This window comes from Micromonospora sp. MA102 (assembly GCF_025460765.1).
GTDB lineage: Bacteria > Actinomycetota > Actinomycetes > Mycobacteriales > Micromonosporaceae > Micromonospora > Micromonospora halotolerans.
This window is the reverse complement of sequence record NZ_JAMWEG010000012.1, coordinates 135892-147617: the sequence shown is the minus strand read 5'-3', so window position 1 is coordinate 147617 and position 11726 is coordinate 135892. Positions and strand designations below refer to the sequence as shown.

The 11726-nt window shown below is 74.8% G+C and carries 10 protein-coding genes and 1 pseudogene; 4 read left to right on the top strand and 7 right to left on the bottom strand.

What is annotated here, in order from left to right; all coding sequences use genetic code 11:
- The first annotated feature begins 119 nt into the window (after positions 1-119).
- The 3 genes from NFX44_RS23180 to NFX44_RS23170 all read left to right on the top strand — a co-directional run bounded on the left by NFX44_RS23180 (position 120) and on the right by NFX44_RS23170 (position 2796).
- Positions 120-1322 (top strand): low temperature requirement protein A, encoded by a 1203-nt coding sequence (locus NFX44_RS23180; RefSeq protein WP_262285685.1) that lies wholly within the window; start codon positions 120-122, stop codon positions 1320-1322.
- Positions 1323-1441: 119 nt separating this feature from the next.
- A complete protein-coding gene (locus NFX44_RS23175) occupies positions 1442-1648 on the top strand; it encodes a hypothetical protein (protein ID WP_262285684.1) in 207 nt (68 codons plus the stop codon).
- Between the two features lie 188 nt (positions 1649-1836).
- Positions 1837-2796 (top strand): TIGR03557 family F420-dependent LLM class oxidoreductase, encoded by a 960-nt coding sequence (locus NFX44_RS23170; RefSeq protein ID WP_262285683.1) that lies wholly within the window; start codon positions 1837-1839, stop codon positions 2794-2796.
- 111 nt (positions 2797-2907) lie between these two features.
- Here the strand turns inward: NFX44_RS23170 and NFX44_RS23165 are convergent, their stop codons facing one another.
- The 3 genes from NFX44_RS23165 to NFX44_RS23155 form a co-directional block, all read right to left on the bottom strand.
- Entirely contained in the window at positions 2908-5013 is a 2106-nt protein-coding gene (locus NFX44_RS23165; protein WP_262285682.1) for an APC family permease, read from the bottom strand.
- Between the two features lie 83 nt (positions 5014-5096).
- Positions 5097-5498 (bottom strand): hypothetical protein, encoded by a 402-nt coding sequence (locus NFX44_RS23160; RefSeq protein WP_262285681.1) that lies wholly within the window; start codon positions 5496-5498, stop codon positions 5097-5099.
- A 123-nt stretch (positions 5499-5621) separates the two neighbouring features.
- Positions 5622-6482: a S9 family peptidase gene (locus tag NFX44_RS23155; RefSeq protein WP_262285680.1), complete on the bottom strand. Its 861-nt coding sequence runs from the start codon at positions 6480-6482 to the stop codon at positions 5622-5624.
- 123 nt (positions 6483-6605) lie between these two features.
- Between NFX44_RS23155 and NFX44_RS23150 the strand changes: the two genes are divergently transcribed.
- Positions 6606-7154, top strand: coding sequence for a CGNR zinc finger domain-containing protein (locus tag NFX44_RS23150; RefSeq protein WP_262285679.1), 549 nt, complete (start codon positions 6606-6608; stop codon positions 7152-7154).
- Positions 7155-7158: 4 nt separating this feature from the next.
- On the opposite strand, the gene NFX44_RS23145 is transcribed toward NFX44_RS23150, so the two are convergent.
- The 4 genes and pseudogenes from NFX44_RS23145 to NFX44_RS23130 form a co-directional block, all read right to left on the bottom strand.
- A complete protein-coding gene (locus NFX44_RS23145; RefSeq protein WP_262285732.1) occupies positions 7159-7299 on the bottom strand; it encodes a hypothetical protein in 141 nt (46 codons plus the stop codon).
- 193 nt (positions 7300-7492) lie between these two features.
- Positions 7493-7699, bottom strand: a pseudogene (locus NFX44_RS23140) (aminoglycoside phosphotransferase family protein); the annotation flags it as partial.
- A gap of 79 nt (positions 7700-7778) precedes the next feature.
- Complete coding sequence (locus NFX44_RS23135) at positions 7779-8549, bottom strand: DUF5995 family protein (protein WP_262285678.1); 771 nt, start codon at positions 8547-8549, stop codon at positions 7779-7781.
- Between the two features lie 111 nt (positions 8550-8660).
- Entirely contained in the window at positions 8661-11603 is a 2943-nt protein-coding gene (locus tag NFX44_RS23130) for a helix-turn-helix transcriptional regulator (protein WP_262285677.1), read from the bottom strand.
- Positions 11604-11726 lie beyond the last annotated feature (123 nt).

Sequence of the window (11726 nt, the reverse complement as noted above, 5' to 3'; positions counted from 1 at the left end):
GCCGCGCCTCGGACGGGCGCGAAATGCCGGAAGCCGGCCCGCGCCCACGCGGGCGTGGCTACGGTCGGTGCAGGGCCGGACGGCCCGCCGCGCCGATCCCGCCACCGCAGGAGCAGCTCGTGCCCACCCCCACGCCGGAGCAGCCCGCCGAGCGGCGGCCACCGGTCCGGGACCCCGAGGCGCCACGCCGGGTGACCCTGCTGGAGCTCTTCTTCGACCTCGTGTACGTGGTCGCGCTCTCCCTCATCTCCCGCGGGCTCGTCACCGGCATCGACTGGGAGCGGGCCGTCCAAGCGCTGATCATGCTGATGGCGCTGTGGTGGACCTGGGCGATCACCACGCTCGTCACCGACATGTACGACCCGCAACGTCCCGAGATCAAGCTGCTGATCGTCGGGGTGATGTTCGGGGCGCTGCTGATGACCACCGCCATCCCGGAGGCCTTCAGCGGCCGGGGGCTGGTCTTCGCCGGCGCGTACGTGGCGATCCATCTCGGACGCGGGCTGTTCCTCATGCCGGCCGTCCGGCACCACCGGCAGACCCAGCGCCGGGCCGCCCGGATCTTCATCTGGTTCGCGGTCTCCGCGATCCCCTGGCTGGTCGGTGCGACGGCGAGCGGCCACGCCCGCGAGACGCTCTGGCTGGTAGCCCTCGGCATCGACTACCTCGGCTTCCGGCTCGCGTACCCGGTGCCGGGACTGGGCGTGGTGCCGGACGCCCAGCGCAACGTGACCGCCGAGCACCTCTCCGAGCGTTACCAGCAGTTCTTCATCATCGCGCTGGGCGACGCCATCCTGGTCACCGGCACCGTCTTCAGCCTGCACCACTCCGAGGCGGAGAACATCGGGGCGTTCGCCATCGCGTTCGCCACCACCCTGCTGCTCTGGCGGATCTACGTGCACAAGTCCGGCGAGCTGCTGCCGCACGCCATCGCCATGTCCAAACAGCCGAGCAAGTTCCTGAACTCCGCCCCGTACACCCACCTGCTGATGGTGGCCGGCGTCGTGACCAGCGCCGCGGGGTTCGACCTGGTGCTGCTCGAACCGACCGGGCGCACCCCGCCGGCCTGGCTGGCGATCATCCTGGGTGGGCCGGCGCTGTTCCTGACCGGTCGCGCCGCGTTCGAGTACGAGGTGTTCAGCCGGGTGTCGGTCTCCCGACCGGGCGGCGTCCTGGCGCTGCTGACGCTCGCGCCCTTCCTTCTCTACCTCGCCCCCATCTACGCGGCGCTGGGCACGACGCTGGTGCTGGCCGGGGTGGCCGTCGCCGACCACCTGCGCAGCCGGGGGCGACCCCCGGAGAGCCCGGCGCCGCCGCACTGATCCGGGCAAGCGATGGTCGGAATCGGCCGCGCCGCAGCCGCGGCGCCGTTTGACCGTTCCCCCGCTCTGGGTACATGACCTCCACCTCGAATCCACCACAACCCCAGTGGAGGCAACCCATGCGCGGCACCTCGATAGTCGGCGTCCTGGTCGTCATCTGGCTCGTCATCGGCGCCATCGCCGCCGGACAGCGCGGTTACTACGGCAACGACGAGACCAACTGCGCCGAGGCCGGCACCATCCTCGTCACGATCGTGGCCGGCCCGCTGAACTACATCGGCGCGAACCCCAAGGTGGACTGCGAGCTCCCCGAGCCGTCCAAGTAGGCCGCACCCCCGCACCGCCGGCCCGCGCCCGCTCCCCCGAGGCGCGGGCCTTTCCGTGCCCGGAGCGCGCAGGGTCACCACCGCCAGGGCGTCCTAGGAGGCTGGGTCCTTCGCTCCGGCGGCGTTTGTCGCGGTGTGGGATGGGAAGGGCAGCGGTCCAGCCGCGCGGAGAACGGGAGACCAGGGCGATGCAGATCGGCTACAAGCTGGCCTCGGAGGCCTTCGGCCCGCAGGAACTCATCCGGCAGGCGGTCCGCGCGGAACAGGCCGGCTTCGACTTCGTCGAGATGAGCGACCACTACCACCCCTGGCTGGAGGTGCAGGGGCACTCCTGCTTCACCTGGAGCGCGCTCGCCGCCATCGCCGCGAAGACCCGCACGATCGGCCTGGCCACCGGGGTCACCTGCCCCTCGGTGCGGTACCACCCGGCGATCATCGCCCAGGCCGCGGCCACCATGGCGCTGATCTCCGGCGGGCGGTTCACCCTGGGTGTGGGCGCGGGCGAACGGCTCAACGAGCACGTGGTCGGGCAGGGCTTCCCCAGCGTCCGCGGCCGGCACGAGCGGCTGCGCGAGGCCCTGGAGATCATCCGGCTGCTCTGGCAGGGCGGCTACCAGTCGTACGAGGGCCGGCACCTCCAGCTGGAGGACGCCCGGGTGTGGGACCTTCCGAAGACGCCCCCGGCGATCGCCGTGGCGGCCAGCGGACGGTCCTCGGCGGCGATGGCCGCCGAGCTGGGCGACGGGCTGTTCGCCACCGAGCCGAAGTCGTCGATCGTGGAGTGCTACCGGGAAGCCGGCGGGCGGGGGCCGCACTACGCGGAGGTGCCGATGGCCTGGGCCTCCGACGAGGAGCAGGCGGTGCGCGCGGCGAAGGAGACCAGCCGCTGGGCGGTCACCGGGTGGAAGGTGATGAGCGAGCTGCCCAACCCCGTGAACTTCGACGCGGCCACGGTCTGGGTGGAGGACCAGCACATCCGGCAGCAGTTCTCGGTCGGGCCGGCCCCGGAGCCGCACCTGGCGAAGGTGAAGGCCTACGTCGACGCCGGGTACGACCACATCGTGCTGCAGAACGCCGGCCCGGACCCGGACGGCTTCCTCGACTTCTGCGCCGGCGACTTCCTCGCCCGGGTGCGCGCGCTCGCCTGACCGGCGCGCACCGGCGGGGCGCCGGTAGCCGGGCGCAGCCCGGTGCGGGTGGCGGCCCGCGTACCCCTCGGGTCGTGGAAGCGGGACGGGGCCGGCGGCCGGTGGCGGTGCTCAGCCGCCGACGTGGATACCGGGCCGGCGGGTGGGGTCCGGCTCGGTCTTGCGGATGATCTCCCGGACCACCGGCGGGGTGTCGCCGCGGCCGAGGATCAGGTAGCGCAGCAGGTGCGCGATCGGGTTGCCCTCGGACCACTCGAAGTGGCAGTGCGGGCGGACCCCCGTGGCGTCCCGCAGGGCCAGCAGGATGGCCGCGATGGCGTTGGGCGCGGCGGGGCTGTCGGCCCGCAGGATCCGGTATCCGCCGACCTCGACCCCGTGCACCCGCAACACCTCGCTGAACCGCGAGGGGTCGCTGATGTCGATCTCCAGGAAGAGCACGTCGGCGGCGCCGGGCACCGGGTTCATGCCGCGCTGCGCGCGTTCCTTGAGCCGGTACTCCTTCAGCGAGCCGCTCTGCCGCTTGTTGGCGATCAGGTGCAGCCGGCCGTCGTGGGCGATCGAGTCGGCGACGAACCGCCGTGCCGCCTCGTCGAACTCGATCCGCTCGGCGCGCAGTTCGGTGGTGCGGGACACCCGGGAGATCAGCGAGACGGCGACGATGCCGGCGATGAACAGGCCGGAGATCGTGATGCCGTCCGGCTTCTCGATGACGTTCTCGACGAGTGCATAGAGCAGCACCAGGGTGAGCACCGTGAAGCCGATCCCGGCGAACGGGTGCCGCGACCGGTAGGCGGAGATGGTCACCGCGATCGCGCCGGAGACCATCATGGCCAGGATCCCGGTGGCGTACGCGCCGGCCTGGGCGTTGACGTCGGCGCGGAAGGCGACCGTGATGGCGATGCTGATCGCCGTGTAGACCAGCACCACCGGCCGGACCGCACGCCCCCACTCGGGCGCCATGCCGTAGGAGGGCAGGTAGCGGGGCACGATGTTGATCAGGCCGGCCATCGCCGAGGCGCCGGCGAACCAGAGGATGAGGATGCTGCTGATGTCGTAGACCGTGCCGAACGCCTCGCCCAGGTGCTCGTGGGCCAGGAAGGCCAGGGCCCGGCCGCTGGCCGCCCCGCCGGGCGCGAACTCGTGCGCCGGGATGAGCACGGTGGTGACGAAGGTGGTGGCGATCAGGTAGACCGACATGATCAGCGCGGCGGTGGTGAGCAGCTTGCGGGTGTTGCGGATCCGGGCCGCCAACCGGTGCTCGGCGTCGACGCCGTCGCTCTTGACCAGCGGCATCATGCTCACCCCGGTCTCGAAGCCGGAGAGGCCCAGCACCAGCAGCGGGAACGCGAGCACGCTGGTGGCCAGCACGTCGCCCGCGCCGCCGACCTGGGTCAGCCGGTCGGTCCAGCCGGTGAGCGTCTCCGGGTCGGCGGCGACCTCGGCCAGGCCGGCGACCACGATCACCGCGTTCAGGCCGAGGAAGACCGCCACCAGGGGGATGGCGACCTGCACCGCCTCGCTGAACCCCAGCAGGAACACCCCGCCGAGAATGAGCAGCAGCACCACGGTCACCACCACGGCGGCCGTGGTGCCGTGCGGGAACGACTCGGGCAGGACCGGGTTCTCCAGCAGGTGCACGGTGGCGTCGGCGGCGGAGAGCGTGATCGTGATGATCCACGAGGTGGCCACGAAGCCGAGCAGCACCAGCACGAAGATCTTGCCCCGCCAGAACGGCAGCAGCCGTTCCAGCATGGCGACCGAGCCCTGCCCGTGCGGGCTCTCCCGGGCGACCCGCCGGTACATCGGCAGCATCCCGAACAGCGTCAGCGCGACGATCAGCAGGGTCGCGAGCGGGCTCAGCGCGCCGGCCGCCACCGCCGCGATGCCCGGCAGGTAGGAGAGGGTGGAGAAGTAGTCCACACCGGTCAGGCACATCACCCGCCACCAGGGATGACCCTTCGACTGGTGCTCGCGGGTCTCCGGGCCCTCCGGCTGCACCCGGTGCTGGAACAGCCAGCGGGCGAACCCGCCGGTCGGTTGGGCCCGCCGCACCGGGCTCTCCACGCGCTCGGGCAGCGTCGCCGGGCCGCGCCGGGCGCGATCGCCGCGCTCGGGGTCGCGAGCGTCGCGCAGCGCCCGGTCCGCGGGGGTCGACTGCGCCTGGTGGCGGCGCCCCCGCCCCCGCCGGGGCTGCGCCCCGTCCCGTGCCTCCGCCATGTGCACCCCTTCAGGCCCTGACCCGACGGTAGGCGGTACCCGGGGCGCGGCCCGGCGGAACCGGGCAAGCGGAAGAAAGATGATCAGGGTGGGGTGGCCAGGGCGTCGCGCAGCGCTTCCGGGTCGGTCACCGTCACCGTGACGGCCGGGTGGCGTGGCCACGGGCCGGGGACGAGCGCCGGCACCGGAGTGGCGAACCGGAGGCAGACCCCGGCGGCCACGCCGGTGCCGAAGGTGACCCCACCGTCGGCGAGGGACAGGTGCGGCCCGACCACCCGCCACCAGCGGTACGGGCCGCCCAGCTCGACCCCGCTCACGTTGCTGCGGGCGGTACGCAGCCGCCAGGGACCGAACCGCACGGTCAGCTCGTCCGGGCCCAGCTCGACCCGGGCGGTCTCCGGCCGCACCCCGAGCAGGGCCAGCGGCAGCCGGAACGCCGGGTCGAAGCGGAAGGCGAAGCGGCGGACCGACCCGGTGTGCGGCATGGCCGCCGGGTACCCGGTCGGGCCGGACCGACACCCGTCCGCGCCCTCAGTCCGGGCCGCTCAACCGCCGGCCGGGACCGGGCGACGCCCCCCGACGCCGCCCGGTCCGGTGGATCCCTCGGGTCATCCGCGCAGCCCGAGCCGGCCGGCCAGCCAGGCGAGCCGGTCGTCCCGGGTGCGCGCGGCGCCCAGGTCGTGCTCCTCCTCCGGGTAGAGCGACACCGTGGCCCGGGGCGCCGCGGCGGCGAAGGCGGCGCGGGTCTCCGCGCCGACGAACCGGTCCGCGCCGGCGAACTGGAAGTAGGCCCCGGCGCCCAGCCGCCCCACGAGGTCCACCGGGTCCAGGCCGGCGAAGACCGCCCGGTACGCCTCCTTCTCCCCCGCCGGCAGCTGGAGCCAGTAGCGGTCGAACCAGTTGGCCCAGGTCGCGTCCGGCGCGAGCAGCACGGCGCTGCGCAGCCCCGGCTCGCGGGCGGTCAGGTCGACGGCGTACATGGCGCCGTAGTCGTGGCCGACCACCGCGGTGCGGGCCCGGTCCACCCCCGGCTCGGCGAGCAGCCGCCGGTACGCCGCCCGGACCCCGTCGAGCTGGGCCGTGACGGCGCCCCGGTCCCGGGCGTCGCCGACCGGGTCACCCGCCCACGGAAAGGTGAGCTGCGGCAGCACCGACACCACGCCGCGCCCGGCCAGGGCGGTGGCCTCGGCCAGGAACTCGCCGCGGTCCTGGTTGGCCCGGCCGGGCTCGAACCAGTGCAGGTCCAGCACCCCGGCCAGCCCGCCCCCGGCGCGCTGCGGCCGGACCAGCCAGGCCCGGACGGCCGGCTGCCCGGCGACCGGGATCTCGATGTCGCGGACCACCGTGGGCGCCGCGTGGCCCGCGGCCGCCGGCTCGGCGGGCGCCTCCGCCTGGGCGCTGCCGCCGCCGGCGAGCGCGCCGGTGACCAGCAGCGCGGCCACGGACACGAGGGCGGGCAGACGTCGCATGTGCCACCTCCATAAGTTTTTAAAGCCGCTTTACAACTGACGACGCTAGGATGGCGGGCGGCGATCGGTCAAGTGCGGGAGGACCGCGGACGTGTCGGCAACCCGACGAGGGAGGAGACGCGGATGAGCGCGGTGCCACCCCTGGAACCCGCGCTGCGCCTGGCCATCACGCTGCTGCACAGCTCCTGGGTGCTCCAGGACCCGGTCGACCAGCTCTCCGTGGCGCGGCTGCGCGCCGCCGCCCGGGACCCCGGCCTCGCCGAGGTCACCGCACCGCTCACCGAGGCCGACCTGCCCCGACTGCGCGACCTGCGCGACCGGCTCCACGCGGTCTTCGCCGCGCCCGACCCGGCCGCCCGGGTGGCCACGCTCAACGAGGTGCTCGCCGGGGTCAGCGCCGGCACCGTGGTCGAGCCCGGGCCCGACGGCACGCTGCGGCTCACCCCGCTGCCCCGGCCCGGCCCGGTCGGACCGTTCGCCGCCCTCGTCACCGGGGCCCTGGCCCGGGCCGCGGCGACCGGCGGGACGGAACGGTTCGGCGTCTGCGCGGCCGACGGATGCGACGCGCCCTACCTGGACCGGACCCGCGCCGGCCGGCAGCGCTACTGCTGCGAGCTGTGCAACAACCGGGCCGCCGCGGCCGCGTACCGGGGGCGGACCCGGCGCGGCTGACCGGTCACGCCAGGGCGGCCCTCCAGCGGTCCACCCCCGCGTCCAGCAGCGCGGCCGTGGCCCGCCAGTACGCCCCGTCCTCGGCGTGGATCCGCGCCCAGAGCTGCACCCCGTCGCGGGCGCCCGCCGTCAGCAGGTCGACCATGGCCCGGGCCCGGCGACCGAGCAGCGCGGCCAGCGCCGGCCGCTGAGCCGCAGACCAGCTCCGCGCCGTCGGGGGCGATGGCCGTCTGCCAGCTCGCGCCGGGCGGGGGCGTGAAGGACGCCGTCGCGCGGTGCAGATCGGCCAGGAACGCGCCGATCGAGGCCAGCTCGTCGAGGGAGTACGTGCCGGCCGGGTCGCCCAGCTCCCCCGGGACGTACTCCAGCGCCTGCCGGCCCCGGTCGTCCCGGCCGAGCGGCCGGGGCGCGCCGCGGAAGCCCACCGCGTGCAGGTGGCCGAGCAGGGCGTCGACGCTCGCGGTCCACGGGCCGGCCGGACGCCGGACGGTGTCGCCGACCCGGACCACCCCGGCCGTCACGTTGCCGGGGAGCGCCTCTTCCACCGGCCCATCCTCGCACCACCGACGGCGTCCCCGCGTCCCGCGCCCGACGGGGGCGGGACGCGGGGACCCCCCGTCCCGGCTACTGCAGGAACGCCCCGAGGGGCGACAGCAGCAGCCGGCCGAGCAGTGCGGCGTTGTCGTCCAGCCGCATCCGCTCACACTCGCGGGCCTCCGGGTCGTGCCGGCAGCGCCAGATCTTCTGCGCGTTGCGCCAGGCCACGTTCCGGGTGTACTCGACCAGCTCGCCCTGGTACCAGTCGTCGATGTCGCCGTTCACCATGTCGATCATCAGCTGCCAGTGGTCCAGGTAGCCGCGGCGCAGCTCCGGGATCCGCTCGGCGAAGATCTTGTTGATCTCCAGGTAGTCGTGGTGCTGGTCACTGCTGTCGACCGGCTCGGACTCCAGGCTGTCGAAGGTGGTCACCAGCGCGAACGGCAGGTCGTAGTTGATGTGGGCGTTCACCCCGGCGGCGGCCGACGGCAGCGGCCGGGCGTCCGGGCCGCGCATCCGCCGGAACAGGCACGACCAGGCCTTCGGCGTGCTCGGGTGCGAGTCCGTCCAGAACCGCAGCGCGTCGAAGTAACGGGCCGCGAACTCCACGTCGAGCCGGGCCAGGAAGGTCGGGTCCCTGAAGCGGTCGTCGTACAGGCCGTCGAGGACCGTGGAGGTGATGACCAGGTAGAGCTTGTTGAAATCGGCGAGCGGGCAGCTCTCCTCCAGCGGAGGCAGCCGGACCAGCAGGTCCTGGAGCTTGGTGAGGTGGTCGACGACCGCCGGCACGTCGGCGGGGTGGTCGGCGAGCAGCCCGACGATGTCGTGGTGCACGGGACCCCAGACCGGTTCGGTCATCTCTCCTCCACAGTGGTCGGCGCCCCCACGACGCCACCCGGTGACGCTGGACAGCCTTCCAGCCGGCGTACGGCGGCCGGATCAGTAGAACGACGTATTGCCGACGCGCGGCTACTCGGCCCGGTTGCGCAGGAAGATCGCGCTGGCCTGCACCCGGGTGCGGACCTGGAGCTTGTCGAAGATGTGCGACACGTGCACGCCGATGGTCCGCTCGCTGATGAACAGCCGCTGGCCGATCTCCCGGTTGGTCAGCCCCTCGGCGACCGCCGCGAGCACCTCCCGCTCCCGGGCCGTGAGCACCACCAGCTCGTCCACCGTGGGCGCGGCCGGCTCGGCGGCCCGGGGCCGGGGCGCCGGACGCGCGGCGGCCGTGCCCTCGTCCAGGGCGACCCGGGCCCGCCCGGCCAGGGTGCGGATCTCCTCGCTCAGCGGCAGGGCACCGAGCGACTGGGCCGTCCGGTGGGCCTGTCGCAGCAGCTTGCCGGCGGTGGCGACCCGGCTGCGCCGGGCCAGCAGCGCCTCGGCCTGCCGCAGCCGCGAGTAGGCCGCCGGGTAGGGGTGGTTGCGCCGGTCCCACTCGGTGGCCGCGCGGGCCCACAGCTCGGGGTCGCCCCGGCCGTCGTCCAGCCGGCTCAGCTCGGCGGCGCAGAGGGCCAGGAACGCGTCGGCGACGTAGCGCACGGGGGCGCCCGCCTTGCCGCTCTTGGCGGCCACCCGGTCGACCACCCCGCGCAGCCGGCGGACCGCGTTCGGGTCCACCTCGACCGTCCGGCTGGCCGACGCCTCCGCCTCCGCGCGCAGCCCGTGCCAGGCCAGCGTGGCCAGCACGATGACGTCGTCGGAGCGGCTCTCGGTCAGGCCCCGCTGGACCGCCTGCCGGGCCAGGTCGTGGCGACCCTGCCACATGGCCAGCCCGGCCCGCAGGATGAGCATCGGCAGCACGTGCCGGGCCCCGCCGCCGGCCAGCACCGTGGCGACCGCCTCCAGGTCACGGTCGGAGGCCTCGACGTCGCCGTAGCCGACGGAGAGCCGGCACCGGGCGAGCAGCAGCTCGACCGCGTCGGCGCCGGACGGGCGGTGCCGCAGCGCGGCCGCCACCACCTTCTCGGCCTCGGCCCACTGCCCCACCCGGAACAGCCCGTTGGTGGCGATGGCCAGCAGCCGGGTCTCCCAGGTGCGGCCGAGCCCCAGCTCGGCGACCCGCTCGGCGCCCCGGCGGGCCACCACCACGCCCTCCTCGAGGATGTTCAGCGGCCCGGTGAGCAGCTCGGCCAGGTGCAGGTACGCGCAGGCAACGTCCTCCGGCCGGCCGGAGCGCTCGGCGGTGTCCAGCGCCTCCCGCATGACGGCGAGCCCGGCGTCCGGGTCCTCCAGGTAGGCCTCGCTGAACCCGAGCGCGGCGCTGGCCAGCACCACCTCCGAGGCGGTGCCCTCGACGTCGGCGGCGAGCCGGAGCGCCTCGCGGGCCTGGTCGCCGGCCTCCGCGTAGCGGCCCAGATGCAGCAGCAGCTCGGCCAGGTGGGCGGCGGCGGTGGCCCGCTCCCGGGGCGTGCAGTCGTCCGCGGCGAGCACCCGCCGGTATTCGGCCTCGGCCGGGGCGGACCGGCCGGCGGCGGCCAGGTAGCGGGCCCGCCGGATGTGCAGGGCGCAGGTGGGCGGGCCGGCCGGGTCCGCGGCCAGCTCCTCCAGCAGGGCCAGCGCGCGGGCGTGCTCACCGCAGTGGTGCGCCGACTCGGCCGCGTGGGTCAGCAGCTCGGCTCGGTCGACCTCGGCCGGCTCGGGCCGGCCGCCGTCGGGCAGCACGGCGGGCGGGGTGGTGGCCAGGCTCAGGGCCGCCGACCAGTGGCGGTGCGCCTCCGCGTAGCCGTGCAGCCGCTCGGCCTCGCGGGCGGCGGCCATCGCGGCCGGCAGGGCCCGGGCCGGCTCGCCGGCCAGCCGCCAGTGGTGGGCCAGCCGGGCCTGGTGCAGCTCGGCCGTGGCCGAGGTCAACGTCTCGGCGTAGCGGCGGTGCAGCGCGGCCCGCTCGGCGGGGAGCAGCTCGTGCGCCAGCACCTCGGCGACCAGGCGGTGCCGGAGCCGGTAGCCGTCGTCGGCGCCGACCAGCAGCCGGTGCGCCACCGCCTCCCGGACCGCCTCGATCAGCTGGTCCTCGGGCAGCCGGACGACCTGGGCCAGCAGCCAGTGCTCGACCGGTTCGACCCCGGCGGCGACCGCGTGCACCACGGCGTGCGCGGGCTGCGGCAGCGCGTCGACCCGGGCCAGGAAGACCTCGCGCAGCGTGTCGGAGAGGCCGTCGTGGCCGTCGCGGAGGTCGCGGGCCAGCTCCTCCACCACGAACGGGTTGCCGCCGCTGCGCTGCCACATCTGGTCGGCGGCGTCGGGGGCCAGCGGCGCGCCCACGATCGCGGCGGCCAGCTCGTCGGTGCCGGCCCGCTCCAGCGGCGCCAGGTCGACCACCCGGACCGAGCGCAGCCGGCGCAGCTCGGTGAGCACCCGGCGCAGCGGGTGCGCGCCCTGCAACGACTCGGCCCGGATCGCGGCGAGCACCGACAGCTGGAGGTCGCCGAGGCCGGCGAGCAGGTACAGCAGGAGCTGGCGGGTGCTGCGGTCGACCCACTGGAGGTCGTCGAGGACCAGCACCAGCGGCCGCCCGCCGGCGACCAGGTGCAGGCCGCGCGACACCCGCTCCAGCAGCGCGCCGGCGCCGTCCGGGCCGGGGGTCTCCTCGTCGAAGACCTGGAGCAGCCCGCGGACCGCGGAGGAGGTGCGGGCCTCGGTCAGGTCGGCGTCGAGGCGGCGCAGCGCCTGGCGCAGCGGGTGCAGCGGCGAGGCGTCGCCGATGTCGAGGCAGACGCCCGTGAGGACCAGCGCCCCCGCGTCCCGCAGTCGCTCGCCGACCTCGGTGAGCAGCCGGGTCTTGCCCACGCCGCTCTCACCGGTGAGGAACACCGCCGCGGTCTGACCGGGGGCGACGTCGTCGAGCAGGGCCGACCGCAGCGCTCCCACCGTGTCGGCACGGCCGACGAGCGGCGCAGTGTCCACATCGCTGGCCATGCCCCGCAGCCTAGTCACAGGTTCCCGCACCGTTCTACGGGCTCAACGCCCTTGTGGTACTCCTCGCGTCGACATTACGACTAATGGTTGCGGGTGGTCGACATACGTCGTCCTACCGATCCC